Genomic DNA, 24,204 nt, shown 5'->3' with positions numbered 1-24,204 from the left:
ACAGCGGGGCCAAAAGCACACGATTAACAGCGGAATGCTCAGGATTCGGCGGCCACCTCGGGCAGCTCGGCCGGCTTGGCAAGGGGTTTCATCAGCAGGGTGTAACCCACCACGCTGATCACCAGGCCCACAAAGAAGGCCATGTCCACAAAGATCAGGCTGCACACGAAAGACACGCCGTATACCAGGAAGGCCCGCAGGTTGTAGTTATTCTGGTAAACAAAGGGGCCCTTGGGGTCGTAGAAGTCTTCCACCCGAATGCGGCCACGGCGCAGCAGGTAGAAGTCGGCCAGCATGATACCCGCTACCGGACCCAGCAGGCCGGAGGTGACCACGCTGAACCACAGCAGGTTGTCGGCGAACAGCCAGGGCATCATCAGCAGACCAATCACACCGGAGATGGACACGCCCTTGGCAAAGCTCATGCGCGGGAACACGTTCATCAGGATCAACGCCGACGGCATCAGGTTGGCCACGGTATTGGTGGACCACTGGGCGAAGGCGATGGTCAGCATGCTCAGGATCAGCACCACGGGGGAGCTCATGGAGTTGAGCACGATTTCAATGGGGTCCCAGGTGCCGGTGAGAATGCCACCGATCATGCCCACCATCAGAATGCCGGAGCCAATGATGATCAGGCCGGCCAGCTGGGCAATAAAGGGCTTGCGGTTGCGTACGAAGAAGTTCTTGCTGCTGTGATCCCGGGAGCGCTCAAGCTTGCGGGTCAGATCCGGGCTGTTCAGACCCATGGTAATCCAGATACCGGCAATGGCCATGACCGCAAACAGGAAGGAGCCGTTGTCCAGAGACGGGGCCGCCAGCACGTCGCCAATGGTGGCGTTGTTGGTCTGCAGCAGCCAGAAGGTCACCAGGCCGATCAGAATGGTCAGCGCCGGAATGGCCACCCAGTCGAACTTGGCCATGGCCTTCATGCCGTAAATGGCATTCACCACCTGCAGCACGCCGAAGATCAGAATGAGAATGGTGGTATTGCTGTAGCCCACCCACATTTCCAGCACCTTGCCAATGGCCACCGCCGCCACCCAGGTCTGAAAGCCAAACCAGAAGCAGGCCGGAATGGCCCGGAAGGCGGCGGGGATCTTGGCGCCCTTGTAGCCAAAGCAACCACGAATGTAAACGGTAAACGGAATGCCGTAACGAATGCCGATGTCACCGGCCAGGATCAGAATGCTGGTGACGATGGCGTAGGCCGCCAGAATGGCGCCGATAATGGTCCAGGGCGACAGGCCCGGATACAGCTGGGCGCCCATGGTAAAGGCCCCCATGTTGATGGTCATGCCCGCCCAGAGCATGGTGAAGTCCCAGATATTGATGTCTCTGTCCTTGTCGGTGGACGGCATCAGCTCGGGGTTGTTCATCTCGTGTACAGCCATAGCGGCCTCTCCCTGTTACTGCCTGATGATAAATGTTACCCGATCCGGATGAATGTAAATGATCAACCGAATCACAGGTAAACAAAGTACCACCAAAATCGTTAACAATAAAATGCAAATTTGTTGATGCTTTTCATATGTGATGTGAGTCACGGTTTTGGTAACAGCGGTAACACACCAATAAAAAGGCCGGCGCAGAGGCCGGCATGGTGAAGCCGAAGTGAGGCTTACCCTTTCGGGCTCAGTTGATTACCCACAGATCCATGAACGCATTGACCGTGGTCGCCTCCAGCCGGGTCTGATCCTGGCACAGGTCAATAATGCGCCGGCTTTGCGCCCGGGGAAAACGAGTGTGCAGATGGTGCAGAAATTTTTGCTCCAGCACCGGTATGCCATCGTGCCGGCGGCGACGGTGGCCGAGGGGGTATTCCACCTCCACCCGCCCGGTGTGGCTGCCATCCTTAAAGAACACCTGAATGGCGTTGGCAATGGAGCGCTTGTCCGGCTGCAGGTAGTCGGCGCTGTAGCGCGGCTCCTCCGCCACCCGCATCTTGTTGCGCAGCACGTCGATGCGCGCATCTCCCTGATGAAAGGCGTCTTCGTAGTGCTCGGCGGTGAGAGTGCCGTACAACAGTGCCACCGCCACCATGTATTGCAGGCAGTGGTCGCGATCCGCCGGATTGGCCAGGGGGCCGGTCTTGGCGATGATGCGCATGGCCGGCTCCTGGGTGGCAAGCTCGATACGGTCGATCTCCTCGATCCGGTCCGCCACCTGCGGGTGTAATTGCACCGCGCACTCCACCGCGGTCTGGGCATGGAACTCGGCGGGATAGCTCAGCTTGAACAGCACGTTTTCCATTACATGGCTGCCCAGCGGCTGGCTCAGGGTGACGGGCCTGCCTGCAAACAGCACCTCCTGAAAGCCCCACTGGGGCGCGCTCAGCACCGATGGCATGCCCGCCTCCCCTTGCAGGGTGAGCATGGCCAGCCGTACCGCCCGGGCGGTGGCATCCCCCGCCGCCCAGGACTTGCGCGAGCCGGTATTGGGCCCGTGGCGGTAAACACGCAGCGCCGCCCCGTCGGCCCAGGCCTGAGACAGGGCATCCACAATCTGTCCATGGCCGCCGCCCAGCAGGCGGGTAACCACGGCGGTGGACGCCACCCGCACCAGCAACACATGATCCAGTCCCACCCGGTTGAAACTGTTGTTCAGGGCCAGCACGCCCTGAATTTCGTGGGCCTTGATCATGGCGGTAAGCACCTCGCCCATGGTGAGCGGCGCCCGCCCCTCGGCCACCGCCACCCGGCTGAGGTAGTCGGCGGTGGCCAGAATGGCGCCCAGGTTGTCGGACGGGTGGCCCCATTCGGCGGCCAGCCAGGTGTCGTTGAAGTCGAGCCAGCGCACAAGACAGCCAATGTTAAAGGCGGCAGTCACCGGATCCAGCTCGTGGGAGGTGCCGGGCACCCGGGCACCGTGGCGCACATGCATGCCCGGCACCGGGGGCCCCAGCAGCTTGGTGCATTCGGGAAAGCGCAGCGCCAGCAGGCCACAGCCCAGGGTATCCATCAGGCAGTGGCGGGCGGTGCGCCGCGCCTCCGGGCTGCCGCACAGGGAGCCCGCCACATAATCGGCGATGTGCACCAGCAGCGCGTCGGGGGCGGTGCGCCGGTTGCTGTTCACGGTACTGTGCATGGCTCGGCTCCTTGCTTACCGCGGGGATTGGGTGGAAATGTGTGTGTTCCCCCAGCCCCTGCTAGTCTCAGCGCTTGTCGATGGGCACCCAGGCCCGGCGGGCCGGGCCCACATAGTCGGCGCCGGGACGAATAATGCGGTTGTGGGCCCGCTGCTCCATGATGTGGGCACTCCAGCCGGTCACTCGGCTGAGCACGAACAGGGGGGTGAACAACCCGGTGGGAATGCCCATGAAGTGATAGGCGCTGGCATGATAAAAGTCGGCGTTGGCAAACAGCTTTTTCTCTCGCCACATCACCTGCTCCACCCGCTCCGACACCGGATACAGCACCCGGTCGCCCACCGCTTCACCCAGCTTTTTGGCCCAGGATCTGATAATGGCGTTGCGGGGATCCTTACGGGTGTATACCGCATGACCAAAACCCATGACCTTTTCCTTGCGCGCCAGCATCTCGAGCAGGGCGGCTTCTGCCTCATCGGGGCTGCTCCACTGCGCCAGCATGGCCATGGCCGCCTCGTTGGCGCCGCCGTGCAGCGGACCGCGCAGGGTGCCGATGGCGGCGGTCACCGCCGAGTGCAGATCGGTCAGGGTAGAGGCGCACACCCTGGCGGCAAAGGTGGAGGCATTGAACTCGTGCTCGGCATAAAGCACCAGGGAACAGTGCATCACCTGCACGTCCAGCGTCGACGGCGTCCGCCCCCGCAGCATGTGCAGAAAATGACCACCCAGGCTGTCGTCATCCAGGGCGGTGTCGATACGTTCACCGTCATGGGCATGGCGATACCAGTAACACAGCATGGACGGCAGCAGGGCCAGCAGCCGCTCGGCGGCCTGCTGCTGCTCGCTGAATGCACGCTCGGTTTCCAGGTTGCCCAGCATGGAGCAGCCGGTACGCAGCACATCCATGGGGTGGGCCGAGGCCGGAATCTGCTCCAGCACGGTGCGCAGCGCCGCCGGCAGGCCCCGGTTGGCGCGCAGCCGGGTCTTGAAGGCGGCCAGTTCGCCGCCATTGGGCAGGCTTCCCTTCAGCAGCAAAAACGCCACTTCCTCAAACTCGGCATGGGCCGCCAGCGCTTCAATATCGTAACCCCGGTAGCTAAGGCCGGAGCCGGTCTTGTCCACGGTACAGAGGGCGGTCTGGCCGGCGATCTGGCCGCGCAGTCCTTCGGCGTTGGTCATGGCGGGTCTCCTCGGCAGGCTGTTTGATGTGATCCATACCAGGAAGATTAGGCACGCGCCGATGGGGGCTCTGTTGTGGCGGCTGCCGCGGCGTCGTTTGCCCACGGGTGCCGGCCGACCCGGCACCCGCTGCCGGGGTGCCGAAACAGGTGCAGAATTAATCAGCTTGGTATTACTCAACACTAGCAGGTGTTTTGGGCGGCCATGAGGCACGGACAACAAATTGCGGGGCGAAGCAGAGAAGGAAGAAATGGTGCCCTAGCCGGCGGGCGTGTAGCGCTGCAGATCCTGCTGCAGCCAGTCGGCCACCTGGCTGGCGGGCAATGGCCGGGCCAGCAGGTAGCCCTGGCCCAGCTGGCAGCCCAGCCGCTGCAGGTGCTGCTGCTGCTCGGGCAGCTCAATACCCTCGGCGGTCACCTCCATGTCGAGGCTCTCCGCCAGGCGAATAATGGTATGCACCAGATCGGCGGCGCGGGAGTCCGTGGTCAGATCCGACACAAAGGACTTGTCGATCTTGAGCTTGTTCACCGGCAGCTGACGCAGGTGACTGAACGAGGAATAGCCGGTGCCAAAGTCATCGAGCGCAATTTCCACCCCCAGCTGGCGCAGCCTGGCCAGGTTGTCGATGGAGCCGGCGGTATCCCACAGGCTGGTGTCTTCGGTGATCTCCAGCACCAGGGCGCTGGCGGGCAGGCCGGTGCGCTGCAACACCGTTTTCACCGTGCTGCCCAGCTCGCCGCTCATGAAGATTTCCGGGCTGATGTTGACATTCACCTTGAGCCAGCCGTGGCCCTGCTGGTGCCAGTGTTTCAGCTGACGACAGGCGCTCAACAACACCCACTGATTAAGCTGGTGGGCCAGACCATGATGCTCGGCCACGGCAATGATCTCGAGCGGGCTGATATGGCCATGCTCGGCGGAATGCCAGCGCAGCAGGGCCTCAAGGGATTCGATATGGCCGCCGTCCAGGCGGAAAATGGGCTGATAAACCAGGTTCAGCTCGTCATTTTCAATGGCCAGCTGCAACGCCACCGCCAGTTTCTGGCTGCGCAACCGGCGTTCGTCCATGCCCGGCTCAAACAGCCGGGAGGCAAACTTGGGATCGTGCTTGGCGTAATACATGGCGGTGTCGGCATGGCTGAGCAGCTCGGCCATGGTGGTGCCATGCTCGGGATAGCAGCTGGTGCCAATGCTGGCCTGGGGCGACAGGCAACCGTCGGGCAGACGGATCTCCCCCGCCAGGCTGCGCAGCAACTGCTCGCTCAGCCGCTCGACCTTTTCACGCCGGTCAAAAGGCTGGATCACCACAAACTCGTCGCCCCCCAGCCGGGCCACGTGGCCACGCCCGGCCAGCGCCACGCTCAGCCGGGAAGCCACCACCTTGAGCACCCGGTCACCCACGTCGTGGCCCAGGCTGTCGTTGATGGCCTTGAAGCCGTTGAGATCCACCATGTGCACCGCCAGGTTGTGCTGGTCGCGCTGGGCCCGGTTCAGGGACTGTTCCATCATCTGATAGAAGTTCATGCGGTTGGGCAGACCGGTGAGCATGTCGTGGTAGGCAAGGTAACGGTTACGGCGGTTTTCCCTGAGCAGCAGCCACAGCATCAGGCCGCCGCTGATCAGCAGGCCTCCCAGATACATGGTGGAGCGCAGGCGAATGTCGCCGATGATGTCGAGCTGCTGCCAGACGCTGCTGCCGGAAAAGCTGTCCACGTTCAGCTCCCGGGCCCGCTGCAGGTACGGCGCCAGTTCCTGCTTCAGCGCCAGTATGCCCTGACGGTCGCCGGCGTTCAGCCGGTAAACGGCCTCTTCCCACTCCTGCAGGCGCTGGCGAAACTCCAGCAGCAGCGGCTTGACCCCGGGTTGTTCGCGCATGGGCCGGGTTTCTTCACCTTCCAGCAGGGTGTCGATACGGCTCCACAGCAATTCAAACCGCAGCTGGGCATGGTCTTCATCCCGAATGCCGGCCGCCAGTGAGGTCAGCGCGTGGTCAAACTTGAGCACTTCCATTTCCAGCTCGGAGCTGGCCCAGCCCACCGCCTTGATGGTGGCCGACACATAGGTCACCACATCCAGATCGCGGTTATAGCTGTACAGCGAGCTGGCACTGAACAGCAGGGCGGCAATGGTAAGCAGCACCAGCTTGACGGTTTTCACGGTCACTGGATTTCCAGGGTTTTCAGCTGCCACACCAGCATTTCATGAAAACGCTTGGTGTTGTACTGGGCGTTGCCGGACAGCGGCAACATCAGCCATACCGGCCCCTTGTCGCGAATTTTCATGGTTTTGCCATCCATATGGGTCGCCAGTACAAAGGGCATGTTGTTGACCAGGGCCATGTCGATATCGTGATGATAGTCGTTCAGGGCCACCAGCCGGAGCCGCTTGCCCTCGGCGCCAAGGCGCTGCAACAGGGCCCGCAGCTCAACGCCACGAAAGTGGTGCTGGCCGTCGGTCCAGGGCGTGTCGGTAACAAATTCCTGCTGGGGCAGCTGCTCCAGCATGGCCATGTCGAAACGGGCGCCGTGGGCACTGTTGGTGTGTTTGACATTGCCGGTCACGGTGAGAATCACCCGCCCTTCGGGTGTGGGCAGTTCACCGGCGGCCCGGGCGGACCAGCCGGTCAGCAGCAACAGCAGGGCCAGTATGCCGGGCCAGGCCGCCGGGCGGACAGTGGCAAAGCGGATGGTCAAATGCATCTCGGTTTCCTTGAACAATTGCAGACTCAAAAGAGTATAGTCCGCCCCTGCTTCCTTTACATGTCTGCGGTACCTCAAGAGTAAATCAGTCAAAAAAGCAAGTCGAGACGCAACGGCCACGACCGCTGCCAAACGCTTCAATTAACGTCAGTTGCTGACGCGTTTGAGCCCTTGCGATGGCGGCGACAGCGCTCGGAACAATATCTGACGTGTTCCCAGTCCCGCGCCCATTTTTTGCGCCAGCTGAACGGCCGGCCACAGACCGGGCAGGTCTTGTGCGGCAAAGGGGGTTTGCGCAGAGTCATCCGCTTTCGCTCCCGGGGGAGGCATGTTGCCGGTGATGGCGGCGCGGAAAAAGGGACCCGCGCCGCCATGGAACTTACAGCCGGTTGAGGGTAATGCCGGTGTCGGCCAGGGGGGTCAGCAGCGGCCGGCGCTGCTGCACGTAATCCTCAAAGGCCTCGGCATCGGTATTGCAGCGCACGCCAGCGGCGCGGCAGTTCAGCGGCTGGTTGATATAGTGCGCCTCAATGGCGTTGTTGCCGGTCTGGCTCAGGCGCGCCACCGGAAACGCCATCAGCCGGCCGTTGACCCGGGCCAGATCAATACGATCGGTCAGCACCTGCTGCGCCTGGAACAGGGTATTCCAGCCGTCGTTACCCGACGCATGGTAGGCGTTCAGCACCAGGCTGTAGCTGGCGTTGGGGTCCAGTTTGACCCAGCGTTCGCCCTGGCGCACCTCGATCTGCCGCAGGAAGCCGGCGCCCTTGCGGGTTTCGTCGAACTGGTAACGCAGGCCCGCCATATAGGGAAATGCCTGCGCCCGTTTGTCGTCGGTCAGGGCGCCATTGATGGTTTCCAGCAGCAGGCCCGCCAGCTGGCGCCCGGTGAGCGACACCAGGCTGAGCGGCGTGGCAAACGGCAGCAGCTCCTGCCTGACCTTGCCCTGCCTGAGCTCGCCCGGCTCAAGCTGAGTGCGCACCGCGCTGGCGCTCACCAGGGCCACATCGGCCCGGCGACCGGTCACGGCCTGCACCTCGGGCGTATTGACCCAGTACAGCTGGCTGGCGGCCACCAGCGGGGCCAGCTCCGACTGGCTGCCGTCGCGTCCGGGCAGACCACGGTGGGACAGGGTGGCCGGCACATGGCCCAGCACGGCGCCGTAGGCCCTGGTCAGCGCCGGCTTGTACTGCTCATCGATATGGCGGCGCAGTTCGGCGTCTTCCGCCACCACCGCCAGGCGCTTGTCGGCGGCCACCAGCTGGCGCAGGCGCTGCTGTGCGGCCGGGCTCAGACGGTGCTGCTCTCCCCGGCGAATGTCGTGGTAAAACTCGCCGTCGGTGAGCAGGGTGTTGCCCCCCTCACAACGGGTTACCCGGCCGTCGCGGCTGAAGGTAACGCTCACCCGGCCCATGGCCTGGGCAAAGTGGCCGGCCTGCACCACGCAGGTTTTGGCCCGGCCGTCGGGGTTGGTAATGAGCTGGGCGTAAGGCGGATTATTGCCCAGCCCCAGATCGGAAAAGTCGCCCAGCAGGGTTTCGGAACGTCCGCCCACGATCACATCAATGCCGTTGACCCGCGCGGCCAGTCGCTGATCCCGCTCCAGCCCCAGATGAGTGAGCGCTATGATGTGCTTCACGCCCTGGGCACGCAGGGCATTGACGGTGCGCTGGGCGGTTTCCAGCTCGTGCTCAAAGCGCAGTCCGCCGGTGCTGGTGCCGAGCTCGCCCATCTCCTCCGGCAGCAGGCCGATGATCGCCACCACCGGATCCCGGCCGGCGTCGTCCATGCTTTCCAGCCGTTCCTTGTCGTTGCCGTCAAAGGCATAGAGCACGTAAGGATGCAGGTTGGCGGCACCGCTCAGGGCCGGATCCCGGCTGACGTTGAGGTTGGCGGCCAGCACCGGAAAATTGACCCCCTCGATAAAGGCAGCCAGTCGCTGGTTGTCGAGGTCAAACTCGTGCTCGCCCGGCACCATGGCGTCGAGCCCGAGGCGACTCAGCAGATCAGCGTTCATGGCCCCCCGGTTCAGCTGAAAATAGCCGCTGCCCTGCCAGGCGTCGCCACCGTGCACAAACAACAGCGGCTGATCCGCCAGCTTCGCCTGCTCACGCAGGGTGTTGGCGTAATTCAGCAGTCGCGGAAAGCCCCCCAGCCGGGTGTAGACCCGCTGGCCGTCCAGGGTCAGGGGCGCATCGCTCGGGTCGAAGTGGGAATGGGTGTCGTTGATGTGTGCCAGAGTCAGGGTAAAGGGCGCCTCGGGTTGCTGGCTGGCACAGCCGGACAGGGCCAGCGCCAGGGCGCCGGCCACCAGAATTTTTTTCATGAATATACGAACTCCATCGCGTGAAACCGAATAAGGGCCTTAACTGGTAAAGACCACTGTCTTGCCGTTGTGCAGGAACACCCTTTGTTCAATATGGTACTGCACCGCCCGGGCCAGGGTAATGCATTCAATGTCTTTGCCCTTGGCGATCAACTGCTCGGGATAATGGCTGTGATCCACCACTTCCACCCCCTGAGTGATAATCGGGCCTTCGTCCAGATCGTTGTTGATGTAATGGGCGGTGGCTCCCACCAGTTTGACGCCCTTGTCGTAGGCCTGATGATAGGGCTTGGCCCCCCGAAAACCGGGCAGCAGGGAGTGATGAATGTTGATGGCACGGCCGTTGAGCCGGGCACACAACTCCGGACTCAGCACCTGCATGTAGCGCGCCAGCACCACCAGATCCGCCTCGCACTCCTGAATGATGCCCAGCACCTGAGCCTCCTGCTCGGCACGGTTGTTATCGTCCACCGGCAGGTGGTAATAGGGAATATGGTGCCAGTCGGCCAGCCGCTGCAAATCGGGATGGTTGGAGATAATGGCCGGAATCTCCACCGCCAGCTGGCCGGTGCGGTAGCGATACAGCAGATCGTTCAGGCAGTGATCCAGCCGGGACACCATGATCACCACATTGGGCCGGTAGTGGCTGGCGGTGAGCTGCCAGTCCATGGCAAAACCGTCGGCCCGGGGGGCAAAGCCCTGACGAAAGGCGGCCTCATCAAAGGGCTGTTCGGCCGGAGGCCGGAATTCGGCGCGAATAAAGAAATGGCGGCTCAGCACGTCATCAAAGGTCTGCATTTCCACCACGTAGCAGCCCTGCTCGCGCAGGTAGCGGGTTACCACGTCCACTGTGCCCAGGCTGCCCGGGCAGTGGGCGGTCAGATAATAGGTGTCTTTTGGCATGGCCACGGCCTTCTCCGGATTCCTGAATAACACGCCGCGTTGCGGCGGCGCTATTGTGCGGCAAAGCCGGGATGAACACCAGCCGGCGAGCGGGGCGTCAGTCCAGCTTTTTTTCCATGATAAAGCGGGTGAAACTCAGGCCGGCCTTGTGCACCTGCTGCTGATCCACCAGCCGAAAGCCGCGCTGTTCAAACATGGGCCGCGACAGCACGCTGGCGTCCGTGGTCAGGCAGCGCACGCCACGCCGGCGCGCCTCCCGCTCCATTTCCTCGCACAGCCGCCCGGCCAGGCCGCGCCCGGAATGCTCCGCCAGCACATACACCAGCGCCACGCAGTTGTCCGGGGTCAGAGTGGCAAAGGCCACCGGAATATTGTGCAGCGTCATCACCCGGGTGTAACCGGATCGTACCAGCCGGCTGAAATCGTCGCGAAACAGGTAGGGAAAGGCCGCCCACACCTGCACCTGCTCATCGCTGTAGCCGCGTCGCCCCTGCCCCATGACCGAATCGTGATAAATCAGCTCCAGGCTGCTGAAGTCGGTTTCCTGGTAGTTTCTGCTCGAGTACATGGTCACTCCGGAAATTACTATAGTCGCGACAACGTCCCTGTGTTCATTCTTGCGTTTCGCCAGGGGCTTGTCCATGGCCGCCACCGCCGGCGAAGAGGCATGATAACAAAGGCCGGTGCCCGCGTCCGTGCCCAGGCCCGGACTTGCGCCATTTTCCTTTCCGCCCGCCCCTTTTCTTTGCGTGACAATCAGATAAGCTGACACCCATCTTTTTACAGGGACGCTGTCATGACAAGAGCACGCATTTTTTCCCCCCTGCTGGCCGGCCTGCTGCTGGCCGGCTGCGCCAGCCAGGCCGATACCGCCCCGGCCGCGCCCATGGCCGGCGCCAAGGCACAGGTGACCCCCGGGGTTACCTCTCACCCCGACTTTGCCACCTGGCGTGCCGATTTCCGCCGCCGCGCCCTGGCCGAAGGCATCAGCCCCGACGTGTTTGACGCCGCCTTCAGGGGCATCGACCTGAATCACAGCGTCATCAAGCTGGATCGCGGTCAGGCCGAATTCAGCCGCCAGATCTGGGAATATCTGGACAGCGCCGTGTCGGCCACCCGGGTGAGTACCGGCCGGGCAAAACAGCAGGCGCTGAAGGACACCCTGGCCCGCATTGAGCAACGCTACGGCATTGAAGCCGAGGTGGTGCTGGCCATCTGGGGCATGGAAACCAACTATGGCAGCTACCGGGGCAACACCCCCACCATTGAGGGCCTGGCCACCCTGGCCTTTGAGGGCCGCCGCCGCGCGTTTGCCGAAACCCAGCTGATCGCCGCCCTGCGCATTCTGCAGGCGGGGGATGTGAGCGTGAGCGACATGCGCGGCTCCTGGGCCGGCGCCATGGGCCACACCCAGTTCATGCCCACCAGTTACCTGGAATACGCCCAGGACTTTAACCACGACGGCAAGCGCAATGTGTGGAGCGAAGACCCGACCGACGCCCTGGCCTCCACCGCCTATTACCTGTCCCGTTTCGGCTGGCAGGCCGGCGCCCCCTGGGGGCTGGAGGTGCGGCTGCCCGAGGGCTTTGACTACGCCCGGGCCGAGCAGGGCAACCGCCAGCCGGTGACCCACTGGCGCGAGCGCGGCGTAACCCTGGCCGGGGGTGGCGCCCTGCCCGATTTCGGCAAGGCCGCGATCCTGGTGCCGGCGGGCGCCCGGGGCCCGGCCTTTGCGGTGTTTAACAACTTTTATGTGATCAAGCGCTACAACAACGCCACCGCCTACGCCATGGGAGTAGGACATCTTGCCGATAAAATCGCCGGTGGCAGTGATTTTCACCAGGCCTGGCCGCGCCATGAACGGGCACTGAGCCGCACCGAAAAACAGGAGCTGCAACGGCGTCTGAGCGCCCGGGGGTTTGACACCGGTGGCGCCGACGGCGTGATTGGCCCCAATACCATGGCGGCCATTCGCGCCTGGCAGCAGGCGCAGGGACTGGTGGCCGACGGCTACGCCAGCGCCAGCCTGCTGGAGCGCCTGCGCTGACCGCACTCGGCGAAGCCCGGCAACGGGCTTCGCTTGACAACTGGTCAAACTGCCTGCGAAAACAGCATTTCACGCTATTTTTTATAAGTCATAACCAAACGGATTAACGGTGCAGTGAATGGTGCTGTTAGCATCGCCGCCTTTCCCTGTTGTTCCCTGATATTTGGAGTCTTCATGCTGACCATGCTCGTCAACCTGACGATCTTTGTGCTGCTGATGCTGGTGCTCGGCAGACTGGCCCGCCGGGGCCAGTCCCTTTCCCGCCAGGTGCTTACCGGCCTGGTGTTTGGCGTGGCCGCCGGCTTTGCCATGCAGCTGCTGTATGACGCCGGCACCATTGCCCGCACCCTGGAATGGGTGAACGTGGTGGGCGGCGGTTATGTGCGCCTGCTGCAGATGATCGTGATCCCGCTGGTGCTGGTGTCCATTCTCGGCGCCGTATCGCGGCTGCACAACGCCACCTCGCTGGGCAAGATCAGCGTGCTGACCCTGGGAGTGCTGCTGTTCACCACCGCCATTTCGGCGCTGGTGGGCGCCTTTGTGACCTACTCCTTTGGCCTCAGCGCCGCCGATCTGGTGCAGGGCGCCCGCGAGCTGGCCCGGGCCGAACAGCTGGAAGCCTCGGTGGCCAGCGTGGCCAACCTGTCCATGCCCCAGTTGCTGGTGTCCTTTATTCCGCGCAACCCCTTTGCCGACATGACCGGCGCCAGCCCCACCTCCATCATCGGCGTGGTGGTGTTTGCGGTGTTCCTGGGCCTGGCGGTGCTGACCCTGCTGAAGGACGAGCCCGAGCTGGGCAAACGGGTGCTGGGCGGCATTGAGGCGTTGCAGGCACTGATCATGCGGCTGGTGCGGCTGGTGATGAAGCTGACCCCCTATGGTGTGATGGCACTGATGACCAAGGTGATCGCCGGCTCCAACCTGCAGGACGTGCTCAGCCTGGCCGGTTTTCTGGTGGCCTCCTATCTCGCCATTGCCATCATGTTTGGCGTGCACGGGCTGCTGCTGACCCTGGTGGGCGTGAATGCCAGGCGCTTTTTCACCAAGGTATGGCCGGTGCTGGCGTTCGCCTTTACCAGCCGCTCCAGCGCCGCCACCATTCCGCTGAACGTGCAGGCGCAAACCCAGAAGCTGGGCGTACCCGAAAGCATCGCCAACTTCTCCGCTTCCTTTGGGGCCACCATCGGCCAGAACGGCTGTGCCGGCATCTACCCGGCCATGCTGGCGGTGATGATCGCCCCCACCATGGGCATCGACGTGCTGGATCCGCTGTGGCTGGCGACCCTGGTGGGCGTGATCACCCTGGCCTCCTTTGGCGTGGCCGGCGTAGGCGGCGGCGCCACCTTTGCGGCGTTGATCGTGTTGCCGATCATGGGCATGCCGGTGGCGCTGGCGGCGCTGCTGATCTCCATCGAGCCGCTGATCGACATGGCCCGCACCGCCCTGAACGTGAACGGTGCCATGACCGCCGGCACCATCAGCAGCAAGCTGCTGGGCCAGACCGACGAGGCGGTGTTTGCCGCCGAGCGGGAAGAACAGGCTCCGGCCGTGGCCTGAGCCCACTCCGTCAACAAAAAAGCGCCCGCGGGCGCTTTTTTATTGCGTGCCACTCATCGGCTTAACGGCAGCCAGCCGCCAATCAGCATGAACAGGCCGCCACAGGTGCGGTTAAAGCCCCGGCCACAGCGGCCGAGCCAGCCCGACACCCGGCCGGCAAAGCCGGCGATCACGCCCTCGGTGAGGGCTTCCACCACCGCAAAGGTCACCGCCATGACCACAAACTGCTGCCACAGGCTGGCGGCGGGATCGATGAACTGGGGCAGAAAGGCGGCAAAAAACAGCAACGCCTTGGGGTTGGCAAAGGCCGACAGCAGCCCCTGCCGGGCCATGATCCAGGCACTGGCCTGGCCGCTGATGGTACCCACCCCGCCGCCCGGGGCCGGCGAACGCCACACCTGAATGCCCAGCCACACCAGATAGATGCCGCCCAGCACCTTCATCACCAGCAGCAACTCGGACGCCAGGGTCAGCAGCGAGGCGATGCCGAACATCGACAGCCCCACCACGCCGATAAAACCGGCGGCACCGCCGGCAATGGTGGCCAGGGTGCGGCCCGGACCGTAAAGGGCGCCGTGGGTCAGCGCCAGCAGGCTGTTGGGGCCCGGCGTCAGCGACAGGCCAATGCAGGCCGCCAGGTAAACCAGCCAGGTATCAAATGCCATGAAACATGCCTCGTGTAACGGAAAACAGCCTTCTTTCTATCAAATCCCGGGGACGGCGTCACCGCCTGCGCAACTTTGCTAGAATGACCGCCCTCGCCTCACGCTTTGCCGCCCAAGGACGCACCATGCTGTGGATCCCCTTTACCCTGTTCGCCGCCTTTATGCAGGCCTGCCGCAACGCCTTTCAGAAACAACTGAGCCAGAACGCCGGCGCCACCGCCGTGACCCTGGCGCGCTTTGTGCTGGCCTGGCCGCTGGCGGCACTGTACCTGTGGTTGCTGTATCGCTGGCAGCCGGCCCAGCCCCAGCCCGCCTTTACCACGGGCTTTGGCATGCTGATTGTGGCGGCGGCGGTAAGCCAGATCCTGGCCACCGCCCTGATGGTGCGGCTGTTTCAGCTGCGCAACTATGCGGTGGGCGTCGGCCTGGCCAAGAGCGAGGCGGTGCTGGCGGCGGCCCTGGGGGTGTTCTTTTTCAGCGCCCCGCTCACCTCCCCGGGCTGGCTGGGGGTCATGATGGGCGGCGTGGCGGTGTGGTTGCTGAGCGGCCTCAGCCGGGCGGCGGGCCAGGGTGTGCCGGCCGGCACCCTGGTTACCGGGCTGGGCAGCGGCCTGGCCTTTGCCCTGACCTCGCTGTGGGTACGGGAAGCCAGCCTGGCGCTGGCCCTGCCCTTCCCGTTCGGCGCCGCCTGGGTGCTGCTGCTGGTGATCAGCCTGCAGACCCTGCTGCTGCTGGGCTGGCTGGGCCTGCGCAACCCGGCCGCGCTGGGAGCGCTGTGGCGCCGGCCCGGACTGACGGCGCTGGTGAGCCTCACCAGCTGTCTTGGCTCCATTGGCTGGTTTACCGCCATGAGTCTGGAAAGCGTGGCCCTGGTCAAGACCCTGGGCCAGGTGGAGGTACTGTTTACCCTGATGATCTCGGCCTGGTACTTCCGCGAGCCGCTGGGCCGGCGGGATCACGGCGGTCTGGTGCTGATCGTGCTGGCCGCCGTGCTGGTGATGTGGGCCTGATGGCCGGCCCTTTTATCATTGCGCCGGCTGAACAAAGATGCCGGGGCAAGCCCGGTATGACCTGAAGAGCGGCGCTCAGTGGGCGGCGTTCTGACTGAAGGGATAACGCCGGAACGCCAGCATTTTACGCACCCCTTCGAGGATCAACAGAGCCACCGCCGTCCAGATGGCGATGTAGGTGGGCCATTCCTCGGCGGAAATGGTTTCGCCCAGCATCAGTGACACCACCACCAGCAGCACCGGCTCCACGTAGCCGAGCAGACCGAACAGGCTGAACGGCAGCCGCCGGCTGGCGAGAATATAGCAGGCCAGCGCCAGCGCGCTGATCATGCCCAGGCCCAGCACCAGCGGATACAACAGCGGACGCTCGGCAAAGACGGCCATGGGCGAGCCGGCGGCCAGCACAAACCAGGCCGCCACCGGCAGCATCAGCAGCATGTCGCACCACAGGCCGCCCAGGGTGTCGTTGCCGAGCCAGCGCCGCCACACGAAATAGAGCGGGTAGCCCAGGGCCACTACCAGGGTCTCCCAGGACACGCCACCGGCGTGCCACAGCTCATTGGCCACCCCGGCGGCGGCACAGGCCACCGCCAGCCACTGCAGGTGGGTGGGCCGCTCCCGGTAAAGAAACCGCCCTACCAGTACCAGCACCAGCGGCATCATGAAATAACCGAGCGACACCGCCAGCCCCCGGCCGTTGATGGGAGCCCACATAAAAATCCACAGCTGCACCGCCACCAGCGCGGAAGACAGCGGCAGTCCCATCCAGAGCAGGGGCCGGCGTTTCAGTTGCGAAAGCAAAGTGGCCACCAGTCGCCAGTCGCCGCTGTAGAGCAGGAACAGGCCCAGGCAGGGCATGGTCAGCAGCATGCGCCAGCCAAACACCACCTCGCCGCTCATGGGCGTCATCAGGCTGGCGTAGTAATACAGCAGCGCAAACAGCACAGATGAAAACACCGACAACGCAACCCCTCTGGCCACTCGCTTTCCTCCTTATCTGTCATTCCGGTCAATATTTCGCGCGCAGCTTACCAGCTTTACGATGAAATATTGACCTGATTTAAAAAATAAAAGCAGCCATATTTATTGCTTATATCGCGTATTAACAGCACACCAAACCGATTAACAACGGATTTACAGAAACATTCAATACGGCAACCTTTCACCGCGTTTTATTCCTTGTGTATTTGCCTGTCACTGTCATTAATGAAAACGTCATCACAGAATCCGATACACCCGTTCAAGGAGCCCGCACCCATGTCCCGCCTGTTATATGCTTTTTGCCTGCTGCTGACCGCCTGCGCCGGTGCCGGCGAGCAGCGCCTGACCCTGACCCGGGCAGGCAGCTTTCCGCCGGGCCTGTCGGAAAGCTCCGGGCTGGCCGTGCACAAGGGCGGCTTTGTCAGCCACAACGACAGCGGCAAACCCGCCGAGCTGTTTGTGCTCGACCACCGAGGCGCGCTACTGCGGCAGGTGCCGGTATCCGCCCCCAACCGGGACTGGGAAGACATGGCCCGCCACGGCAACACCCTTTATCTGGCCGACACCGGCAACAACGGCGGCCGTCGCCGGGATCTGCGCATTCTGGCCCTGAGCCTGACCGGAGAGGGAGCCAGCGCGCCCGTGCTGCTGCCGGTCAGTTACCGGGAGCAAGACAATTTCCGGCCGCCCCGGCACCAGCACAACTTCGACGCCGAGGCCCTGGCCTGGGTCAACGGCGAACTGTGGCTGCTCACCAAGCGCTGGCTGGATCAGCACAGCGCCATTTACCGGCTGACGCCGGACGCCGCCCCACTGAGTGAGTGGCAACGGCTGAACACCGGCATGCTGGTGACCGGCGCCGACTTTGACGCCGCCAGCCAGACCCTGCTGCTGGTGGGTTACAGCCGTGGCCTACTGGACCGGCGGGCCTTTGTCTGGCTGTATCCGGTGCGCCACAACAGGGTGGTTGAAGCGGCCGGGAAACGCTTTCGTCTGAGCGAAAGCGGGCAGTTCGAGGCCATTGCCCTGGGTCCGGACGGCCACCTGTATGTTTCCCGGGAAGGGAGAGGCGCCCAGCTGTTTCGCAGCCGGTTGCCGCTGACGCGGCTGCTGGCTGCACCGGACTCAGAAGAATAAGCGGCTGTCATATTTGGTTCACGACGCTGCCATATAGTGTCCGTATTAGCCGTTACCACTGAGCTGCAAATGATTCCACTTCCCTGCATCAGCGACGATCTGCCCGGCCTGATTGCCGACAACCGGCTGCGGCCGCTGTTTCAGCCCATTGTCGATGTCAGCGCCGGGCGCATTCTCGGCCACGAGGCGCTGATCCGCGGGCCCGCCGGCCACCGGCTGGAATTTCCGGCGGCCCTGTTTGGCGAAGCCCGCACCCTTGGGCTGCTGTCGGAGCTGGATCTGGCCTGCCGCCAGGCGGCGCTGCGTCGCTATCACCAGCTTGGCATGGGCGGCAGCCTGTTTGTGAACGTCAATCCCAATGTGCTGCTCGACCGCCATCACCCGAGAGGCTGCACCCGCCGGCTGGCGGAAGAGCTGGGCATCGCCCCGGAGCAGATTGTCATTGAGCTGTCGGAACAGGATGCGGTGCAGGACACCGACGGCCTGAAACGCGCCCTCAAGCGCTACCGGGAGCTGGGCTTTCGCATTGCCATCGACGATCTCGGCGCCGGCTACTCCGGGCTCAAACTGTGGTCGGAGCTGCAGCCCGACTTTGTCAAGATTGACCGGCATTTCATTCAGCATCTGGACCAGGATCCGGTGAAGCGGGAATTCGTGCGCAGCATTGCCGCCCTGGCCCGCAGCATGGACTCGGCGGTGGTGGCCGAAGGCATTGAAACCCGCGCCGAGCTCGAGCATCTGCAGGAAATAGGTATTCAGCACTGCCAGGGCTTCTGGCTGGGCCGCCCCGAGGCCAGACCATTGACCCGGGTGCCGGCCTATGTGCCCACCGGTGAGCGCCGTCCCTTTCGCCGCCAGCAGGACACGGTAGACAGCCTGGCCCGCTCCGCGCCGGCCATGGACGTGAACGAGCGGCTGGACACCGCCTTTGAGCGGCTGCTGGCCGACAACCGGCTGCACTCCATTCCGGTGCTGGCCCAGGGCATGCCGGTGGGCATGCTGCACCGCTCCCGGGTGATGGAGCTGTTTTCCACTCCCTTTGGCCGCGCCCTCTACGCCAACAAACCACTGTCGCGGGCCATGGACACCCAGCCGGTGATCGTGGAACGGCACACCTCCCTGGATCGGGCCAGCACGCTGATCACCGACGACGACAGCGTCATCGCCCGTCAGCATTTCATCATTACCCACAACGGCCATTATCACGGTCTGGGCTCGGTGCGGGGACTGCTGCGCACCATTACCGAACAGCGGTTGCAGCATGCCCGCCACGCCAACCCCCTGACCCAGTTGCCGGGCAATGTGCCCATTTACCGGGAAATCGACGAGGCGCTGCAGCAGCAGCGGGACTTTTACGTGGCCTACTTCGACCTCAACCATTTCAAGCCCTACAACGATGTGTACGGCTACGCCCAGGGGGACAAAGTGCTGCAATGGGTGGCGGCGCTGATGCAGCAGATCATCGGCGGTGCCGGCCAGTTTCTCGGCCATGTGGGCGGAGACGACTTCGTGGCGGTGTTTGACGCCCGCTGCGACTGGCAGAGCCTGTGCAACGAGGTGATACGCCGCTTTGACGAAGAAATCGTCGGTTTTTACCGTGCCGAAGACCGGCTGCGACGGGGCATGATGGCGCCCGCCCGCAACGGCGAGCTGAAGCACCATTCACTGCTGGGCATTGCCATTGGCGTGGTGCACCCGGATCCGGCCCGCTGCCACTCCCACGACGACGTGGCCCTGCTGGCCAGTGCCGCCAAGCACAGCGCCAAGCAGCATGAGCAAAGCTGCTGCTGTTTCAGCACCGAGCGGGGACCATGCCGGCAGCCCTAACAATCATGCCGGCGGCGCGCCTCGCCCTTGAGTAAACACCGCTGCCCGCAAAAAAATGCCGGGACCAGGCCCGGCATCACCGCGTGATATCGCCACGCCGTTAATAGGCGGCCCTGAAAATCTCCACCACGTCCTCATGGCTGGGCTGCACCGGGTTGGTGAGGCCGCAGGCGTCCTTCATGGCGTTGCGGGCCAGCTCGGCAAAATCCTCTTCCTTCACCTTGAGCGCGCGCAGGCCGGCGGGAATGCCTACTTCCCGGGCCAGCCGCTCAATGGCGGCAATGCAGCGGTCGGCGCCCTGCTGCTCGGTCAGCCCCTGCACTTCTTCACCCAGGGCGGCGGCCACCTCGGCCAGGCGGGCGGCGGCCGCCCGGCTGTTGAAGCGCTGCACATGGGGCAGCAATACCGCATTGCACACGCCGTGGGGCAGATCGTAAAACCCGCCCAGCTGGTGTGCCATGGCGTGCACATAACCGAGAGAGGCGTTGTTAAAGGCCATGCCCGCCAGCAGCTGGGCATAGGCCATGTTGTTGCGGGCCTCCATGTCGGCGCCGTTGGCCACCGCCCTGGCCAGGTTTTGGCTGATCAGGGTAATGGCCTTGATGGCGCAGGCGTCGGTAATGGGGTTGGCCGCGGTGGACACATAGGCCTCCACCGCGTGGGTGAGCGCATCCATGCCGGTGGCGGCGGTAAGCGAGGCCGGCATGTTTTTCATCAGGCCGGGATCATTCACCGACAGCACCGGGGTGACGTGCTTGTCAACGATGGCCATTTTGATGTGGGTGTGCTCATCGGTGATGATGCAGAAGCGGGTGATTTCCGAGGCGGTGCCGGCAGTGGTGTTGATGGCCACCAGCGGCAACTGGGCCTTGGCGGACTTGTCGACGCCTTCGTAATCGCGAATGTCGCCGCCGTTGCTGGCCACCAGGGCAATGGCCTTGGCACAGTCGTGGGGCGAGCCGCCACCGAGGGAAATCACGAAGTCGCACTGTCTTTGCTTTAGCAGCGCCAGCCCCGCTTCCACGTTGCCGGTGGTGGGGTTGGCCTGCACGCCGTCAAACACACTGGCCTGAATGTCCCTGGCTGCCAGCGCCTGCTGCAGCTGGCCGGCATAGCCCAGCTCCACCAGGGGCGTATCGGTGACGATCAGCGCATGGCGAAAACCGGACTCGCTCACCTGATTCACCGCCTGCTCCAGGGCGCCGTCGCCGATCAGGTTGACCGAGGGCATAAAGAAGGTTGCTGTGCTCATGGGTTTGCTCCCTTGTTGAGGCTGAGCCTCATTGTTGTTGGTCATAGGCGAAAAGAGCGCCGCCGCGGCGGCGCCTGGTTATTCAGAAAAAGTCGCTCAGAAAAAGCCAAGAGGGTTGCTGTCGTAGCTGACCAGCATGCACTTGGTGAGCTGGTAATGATCCAGCATCATCTTGTGGGTTTCCCGGCCAATGCCCGACTTTTTGTAACCGCCAAAGGCGGCGTGGGCGGGATAGGCGTGGTAGCAGTTCATCCATACCCGACCGGCCTGAATGCCCCGGGCCATGCGATAGGCTCGGTTCACGTCGCGGGTCCAGACCCCGGCGCCCAGGCCGAACTCGGTGTCGTTGGCAATGGCCAGGGCCTCGGCCTCGTCCCTGAAGGTGGTGACCCCCACCGCCGGGCCGAAGATTTCCTCCTGAAACACCCGCATGTTGTTACGGCCCTGAAAGATGGTGGGCTGAATGTAGAAGCCGTTTTCCAGCCCGCTAATATGGTTGGCCTGGCCACCCAGCAGCATTTGCGCGCCTTCGGCGCGGCCCACTTCCAGGTAACCGAGGATGCGGTCAAACTGCTCCCGGGACGCCTGCGCGCCCACCTGGGTCTCGGTGTCGAGGGGGTTGCCCTGTTTGATCTCCCGGCCCCGGGCCAGCACCCGCTCCATGAATTCGTCGTAAATGCTTTCCTGCACCAGCGCCCGGGACGGGCAGGTGCACACCTCACCCTGGTTGAAGAAGGTGAGCAGCATGCCCTCAATGCACTTGTCCACGAACTCGGGCTCATGGCGCAGCACGTCTTCAAAGAAGATATTGGGCGACTTGCCGCCCAGCTCCACGGTGGACGGGATCAAGCGCTCGGCGGCGGCCTTGAGCACGTGCTGGCCCACCGGGGTGGAGCCGGTAAAGGCCAGCTTGGCGATGCCCGGGTGGCGCAAAATGGCTTCCCCCGCTTCCGGGCCCAAACCGTTGACCACGTTAACCACGCCGGGCGGCAGCAGATCGCCAATCAGCTCCATCAGCACCAGAATGGACGCCGGGGTCTGCTCGGCGGGCTTGAGCACGGTGCAGCAGCCGGCGGCCAGCACCGGGGCCAGCTTCCAGGCCGCCATCAACAGCGGAAAGTTCCAGGGAATGATCTGTCCCACCACCCCCACCGGCTCGCGAAAGTGATATACGGCGGTACCGGCGTCCAGCTCGGCGGCACTGCCTTCCTGGGCGCGAATGGCACCGGCGAAATAACGGAAGTGATCCACCACCAGGGGAATGTCGGCGGCCAGGGTTTCCCGCACCGCCTTGCCATTGTCCCAGGTTTCCGCCACCGCCAGCATTTCCCTGTTCTGCTCAATGCGATCGGCAATGCGCAGCATCAGGTTGGCGCGCTCCGCCGGCGGCGTGGTGCCCCAGCTGGCAAAGGCCTGAGTGGCGGCCCTGACCGCCAGATCCACGTCATCGGCGTCGGAGCGGGGCACCTCGCAGAACACGGCGCCGTTCACCGGCGAGGTGTTGTCCATGTAGCGGCCATTGACCGGTGCGGTCCACTCACCGCCAATGTAGTTCTGATAACGGGACTTGAAGCTGACAACGGCGCCGGGCTGGCCGGGTTGCTGATAGATCATGGTGCTCTCCTTGCTGTGTGTGTTCAGACAGGCTGAACAGTGCAAGGCCGGTGCCAGCTTTACATTTTAATAACAAGCAGGCGCGGAGCCCTTATGTTGCAAGGCGTTGCGGGCTACACTGGGGCACAGTGTTCGCTGACATGGTTCGGCGAGCTGTAGCGCGAGTGTACGGATGTTCAGTACAAGTGTTCAGTTTCCGCACAGGCGAAGATAATGACCATGATCTATCCTGCTTCCACCCCGCAGCCGGGCGAGCTGCTGATCCGCTCCTGGCAACGCAGCCAGACCTTTGGCCTGCAACGCCACCACACCGCCGACCCCTGCTGCCTGAGTCCGGCCGAGCTGCGCCGGCGCCAGCAGCGCCACCGCCATTTGCTGAGCCTGCTGCAAAAGGCCATGCCGCTGTTTGAACAGTGGCAGCAGGGCCGCCACTGCCGGCTGCTGTTTGCCGATGCCGAAGGCACCATACTGCTCAGCACGGGCGACAGCCGCTTTGGCGACCGGGCCAGGCGGCTGGCCCTGGCCACCGGCGCCCGCTGGCACGAACAGACCATGGGCACCAACGCCATTGGCACCGCGCTCTTGGAGCAACAGGAGGTGTCGGTGCTGGGCGAACAGCACTATATGCATGCCAACGGCACCATCAGTTGCAGTGCCAGCCCGGTGTTTTCGCCTGCCGGCGAGCTGCTGGGGGTGATCGACATTTCCAGCGAGGCCGGCGAGCACAGCACCGACATGCTGCTCACCGCCCGGCTGATGGCGCTGACCATGGAAAACGCCCTGGTCAGCGAGCAGCAGGATGCCTGCTGGCTGGTGAGCCTGGCCAGCGATGCCGCCGGCCTGCAACAGCCCTGGTCGGCGCTGATCGCCTTGCGGGAAGACGGCCGGCTGCTGGGCGCCAACCGCCGGGCCCGGCAGTGGCTGCCAAGGCTGGATCCTGCCGCCCTGTTGCGCCAGCTGCGCCAGGGCGAGCTCACTCCCTGGGGCGAAGGCATGGCGCTGCTGAGCCGCAAGCCGGCCCCGGCCCGCCCTCGCCCGCAGGCTGATCACTCGCCCGAGGCGGCCGCCCTCAAGCTGCTGAACCATGGCGTGCCTCTGCTGCTGCAGGGGGAAACCGGCACCGGCAAGGATCACCGGGTGCGCCGGCTGCACCGGCAAAGCCGGCGGGCACAAGGCCCCCTGGTGGCGGTAAACTGCGGCGCCCTGCCCGCCGAGCTGATCGAGGCCGAGCTCTTTGGCCACGCGCCCGGCGCCTTTACCGGCAGCCACAAGGCCGGACGCACCGGTTATGTGCGCGCCGCGCACCGGGGTATTTTGTTCCTGGATGAAATCGGCGAGCTGCCGCTGGCGGCCCAGACCCGGCTGCTTCGCGTATTGCAGGAAAAAACCGTGGTGCCCCTGGGCTGCCATGAGCCCGAGCCGGTGGACTTTTGTGTGATTGCCGCCAGCCACAAAAACCTGGCGACCATGGTGGCGGAAGGCCGGTTCCGGGAAGACCTGTATTTTCGCCTGAACGGCTACACCCTGACGCTGCCGCCCCTGCGCGAATACACCCGCCCGGCGTTTGAGCAGTTGGTGGAACAATTGCTGAATGAACTGCACGGCGAACATTGCCGGCTGGCGCCCGGGCTGATGGCGCGCCTGTACGCCTGCCCCTGGCCGGGCAATATTCGCCAGCTTCGGCAGGTGCTGGAAGTGGCCGGCATTCTCGCCGACGGCGGCATGATCGAGCTTCATCATTTGCCCGGGCTGCCGACACCGGGTGAGGCAAAACCGGCGGTGCAGGATCTGAAAACCACCACGGAGCAAAGGATCAGGCAGGTGCTGGCCGAGTGCGACGGCAACGTAAGCGAGGCGGCGCGGCGACTGGGCATCAGCCGCACCACCCTGTACGCCCGGCTGAAAGCCCCGCGCTAACG

19 protein-coding genes are annotated in these 24,204 nt (G+C 63.9%); 6 read left to right on the top strand and 13 right to left on the bottom strand.

The window, feature by feature from the left end; translation table 11 throughout:
* Positions 1–38 precede the first annotated feature (38 nt).
* The 9 genes from PU634_RS05735 to PU634_RS05695 all read right to left on the bottom strand — a co-directional run bounded on the left by PU634_RS05735 (position 39) and on the right by PU634_RS05695 (position 10,763).
* Positions 39–1,394: a cytosine permease gene (locus tag PU634_RS05735; protein ID WP_306763104.1), complete on the bottom strand. Its 1,356-nt coding sequence runs from the start codon at positions 1,392–1,394 to the stop codon at positions 39–41.
* A gap of 241 nt (positions 1,395–1,635) precedes the next feature.
* Entirely contained in the window at positions 1,636–3,087 is a 1,452-nt protein-coding gene (locus PU634_RS05730; protein WP_306763103.1) for a bifunctional 2-methylcitrate dehydratase/aconitate hydratase, read from the bottom strand.
* Positions 3,088–3,154: 67 nt separating this feature from the next.
* Positions 3,155–4,267, bottom strand: coding sequence for a bifunctional 2-methylcitrate synthase/citrate synthase (gene prpC / locus PU634_RS05725; RefSeq protein ID WP_306763102.1), 1,113 nt, complete (start codon positions 4,265–4,267; stop codon positions 3,155–3,157).
* 258 nt (positions 4,268–4,525) lie between these two features.
* Positions 4,526–6,430, bottom strand: coding sequence for a putative bifunctional diguanylate cyclase/phosphodiesterase (locus tag PU634_RS05720; RefSeq protein WP_306763101.1), 1,905 nt, complete (start codon positions 6,428–6,430; stop codon positions 4,526–4,528).
* The gene (locus tag PU634_RS05715; protein WP_306763100.1) at positions 6,427–6,966 is read right to left on the bottom strand and encodes a putative pterin-binding protein; all 540 of its coding nucleotides are present in this window, start codon (positions 6,964–6,966) and stop codon (positions 6,427–6,429) included. Before PU634_RS05715 ends, PU634_RS05720 begins: the two co-directional genes overlap by 4 nt.
* A gap of 137 nt (positions 6,967–7,103) precedes the next feature.
* On the bottom strand, positions 7,104–7,271 hold the full coding sequence (locus PU634_RS05710; RefSeq protein ID WP_306763099.1) for a DUF2256 domain-containing protein: 168 nt from the start codon (positions 7,269–7,271) through the stop codon (positions 7,104–7,106).
* A gap of 74 nt (positions 7,272–7,345) precedes the next feature.
* Positions 7,346–9,292, bottom strand: a complete 1,947-nt coding sequence (locus PU634_RS05705) for a bifunctional metallophosphatase/5'-nucleotidase (protein WP_306763098.1) — start codon at positions 9,290–9,292, stop codon at positions 7,346–7,348.
* A gap of 39 nt (positions 9,293–9,331) precedes the next feature.
* Positions 9,332–10,195 (bottom strand): formyltetrahydrofolate deformylase, encoded by an 864-nt coding sequence (gene purU, locus PU634_RS05700; RefSeq protein WP_371319637.1) that lies wholly within the window; start codon positions 10,193–10,195, stop codon positions 9,332–9,334.
* A 97-nt stretch (positions 10,196–10,292) separates the two neighbouring features.
* Positions 10,293–10,763 carry a GNAT family N-acetyltransferase gene (locus tag PU634_RS05695; protein ID WP_306763096.1) on the bottom strand — a complete coding sequence of 157 codons (471 nt, stop codon included), beginning with the start codon at positions 10,761–10,763 and terminating at the stop codon, positions 10,293–10,295.
* A gap of 228 nt (positions 10,764–10,991) precedes the next feature.
* On the opposite strand from PU634_RS05695, the gene PU634_RS05690 reads away from it, so the two are divergent.
* Positions 10,992–12,242, top strand: a complete 1,251-nt coding sequence (locus tag PU634_RS05690) for a lytic murein transglycosylase (protein ID WP_306763095.1) — start codon at positions 10,992–10,994, stop codon at positions 12,240–12,242.
* A gap of 174 nt (positions 12,243–12,416) precedes the next feature.
* Complete coding sequence (locus tag PU634_RS05685; RefSeq protein WP_306763094.1) at positions 12,417–13,799, top strand: L-cystine transporter; 1,383 nt, start codon at positions 12,417–12,419, stop codon at positions 13,797–13,799.
* Positions 13,800–13,852: 53 nt separating this feature from the next.
* Here PU634_RS05685 and PU634_RS05680 read toward each other — a convergent pair whose 3' ends face one another.
* Complete coding sequence (locus tag PU634_RS05680) at positions 13,853–14,464, bottom strand: LysE family translocator (RefSeq protein ID WP_306763093.1); 612 nt, start codon at positions 14,462–14,464, stop codon at positions 13,853–13,855.
* Positions 14,465–14,547: 83 nt separating this feature from the next.
* Here PU634_RS05680 and PU634_RS05675 point away from each other — a divergent pair, with 83 nt between their 5' ends.
* Positions 14,548–15,474 carry a DMT family transporter gene (locus PU634_RS05675; RefSeq protein ID WP_306763092.1) on the top strand — a complete coding sequence of 309 codons (927 nt, stop codon included), beginning with the start codon at positions 14,548–14,550 and terminating at the stop codon, positions 15,472–15,474.
* A 75-nt stretch (positions 15,475–15,549) separates the two neighbouring features.
* On the opposite strand, the gene rarD is transcribed toward PU634_RS05675, so the two are convergent.
* A complete protein-coding gene (gene rarD / locus PU634_RS05670) occupies positions 15,550–16,455 on the bottom strand; it encodes an EamA family transporter RarD (protein ID WP_306763091.1) in 906 nt (301 codons plus the stop codon).
* Positions 16,456–16,731: 276 nt separating this feature from the next.
* On the opposite strand from rarD, the gene PU634_RS05665 reads away from it, so the two are divergent.
* Positions 16,732–17,592, top strand: coding sequence for a hypothetical protein (locus tag PU634_RS05665; protein WP_306763090.1), 861 nt, complete (start codon positions 16,732–16,734; stop codon positions 17,590–17,592).
* A 69-nt stretch (positions 17,593–17,661) separates the two neighbouring features.
* Complete coding sequence (locus PU634_RS05660) at positions 17,662–19,419, top strand: GGDEF domain-containing protein (RefSeq protein ID WP_306763089.1); 1,758 nt, start codon at positions 17,662–17,664, stop codon at positions 19,417–19,419.
* A 100-nt stretch (positions 19,420–19,519) separates the two neighbouring features.
* Here the strand turns inward: PU634_RS05660 and yiaY are convergent, their stop codons facing one another.
* Together yiaY and PU634_RS05650 are read right to left on the bottom strand one after the other, a co-directional pair.
* A complete protein-coding gene (gene yiaY / locus PU634_RS05655) occupies positions 19,520–20,671 on the bottom strand; it encodes an L-threonine dehydrogenase (RefSeq protein WP_306763088.1) in 1,152 nt (383 codons plus the stop codon).
* A gap of 96 nt (positions 20,672–20,767) precedes the next feature.
* Positions 20,768–22,285: an aldehyde dehydrogenase family protein gene (locus PU634_RS05650; protein WP_306763087.1), complete on the bottom strand. Its 1,518-nt coding sequence runs from the start codon at positions 22,283–22,285 to the stop codon at positions 20,768–20,770.
* A gap of 213 nt (positions 22,286–22,498) precedes the next feature.
* On the opposite strand from PU634_RS05650, the gene PU634_RS05645 reads away from it, so the two are divergent.
* Positions 22,499–24,202 (top strand): sigma-54-dependent Fis family transcriptional regulator, encoded by a 1,704-nt coding sequence (locus PU634_RS05645; RefSeq protein WP_306763086.1) that lies wholly within the window; start codon positions 22,499–22,501, stop codon positions 24,200–24,202.
* Positions 24,203–24,204 lie beyond the last annotated feature (2 nt).

Origin of the sequence: Oceanimonas pelagia (assembly GCF_030849025.1) — a bacterium.
Classification (GTDB): Bacteria; Pseudomonadota; Gammaproteobacteria; order Enterobacterales; family Aeromonadaceae; genus Oceanimonas; species Oceanimonas pelagia.
The sequence above is the reverse complement of the archived record's forward strand: the minus strand, read 5'-3'. Positions and strand labels throughout refer to the sequence as shown.

Excerpts from the sequence above, each read along its gene's own strand:
- PU634_RS05715 (WP_306763100.1), bottom strand. The coding sequence starts at position 6,966 with ATGCATTTGACCATCCGCTTTGCCACTGTCCGCCCGGCGGCCTGGCCC.
- PU634_RS05690 (WP_306763095.1), top strand. The coding sequence starts at position 10,992 with ATGACAAGAGCACGCATTTTTTCCCCCCTGCTGGCCGGCCTGCTGCTG.
- PU634_RS05660 (WP_306763089.1), top strand. The coding sequence starts at position 17,662 with ATGATTCCACTTCCCTGCATCAGCGACGATCTGCCCGGCCTGATTGCC.
- PU634_RS05695 (WP_306763096.1), bottom strand. The coding sequence starts at position 10,763 with ATGTACTCGAGCAGAAACTACCAGGAAACCGACTTCAGCAGCCTGGAG.
- PU634_RS05730 (WP_306763103.1), bottom strand. The coding sequence starts at position 3,087 with ATGCACAGTACCGTGAACAGCAACCGGCGCACCGCCCCCGACGCGCTG.
- PU634_RS05650 (WP_306763087.1), bottom strand. The coding sequence starts at position 22,285 with ATGATCTATCAGCAACCCGGCCAGCCCGGCGCCGTTGTCAGCTTCAAG.
- PU634_RS05680 (WP_306763093.1), bottom strand. The coding sequence starts at position 14,464 with ATGGCATTTGATACCTGGCTGGTTTACCTGGCGGCCTGCATTGGCCTG.
- prpC (WP_306763102.1), bottom strand. The coding sequence starts at position 4,267 with ATGACCAACGCCGAAGGACTGCGCGGCCAGATCGCCGGCCAGACCGCC.
- PU634_RS05665 (WP_306763090.1), top strand. The coding sequence starts at position 16,732 with ATGTCCCGCCTGTTATATGCTTTTTGCCTGCTGCTGACCGCCTGCGCC.
- PU634_RS05705 (WP_306763098.1), bottom strand. The coding sequence starts at position 9,292 with ATGAAAAAAATTCTGGTGGCCGGCGCCCTGGCGCTGGCCCTGTCCGGC.
- PU634_RS05675 (WP_306763092.1), top strand. The coding sequence starts at position 14,548 with ATGACCGCCCTCGCCTCACGCTTTGCCGCCCAAGGACGCACCATGCTG.
- purU (WP_371319637.1), bottom strand. The coding sequence starts at position 10,195 with ATGCCAAAAGACACCTATTATCTGACCGCCCACTGCCCGGGCAGCCTG.
- PU634_RS05710 (WP_306763099.1), bottom strand. The coding sequence starts at position 7,271 with ATGACTCTGCGCAAACCCCCTTTGCCGCACAAGACCTGCCCGGTCTGT.
- PU634_RS05645 (WP_306763086.1), top strand. The coding sequence starts at position 22,499 with ATGACCATGATCTATCCTGCTTCCACCCCGCAGCCGGGCGAGCTGCTG.
- PU634_RS05685 (WP_306763094.1), top strand. The coding sequence starts at position 12,417 with ATGCTGACCATGCTCGTCAACCTGACGATCTTTGTGCTGCTGATGCTG.
- yiaY (WP_306763088.1), bottom strand. The coding sequence starts at position 20,671 with ATGAGCACAGCAACCTTCTTTATGCCCTCGGTCAACCTGATCGGCGAC.
- PU634_RS05735 (WP_306763104.1), bottom strand. The coding sequence starts at position 1,394 with ATGGCTGTACACGAGATGAACAACCCCGAGCTGATGCCGTCCACCGAC.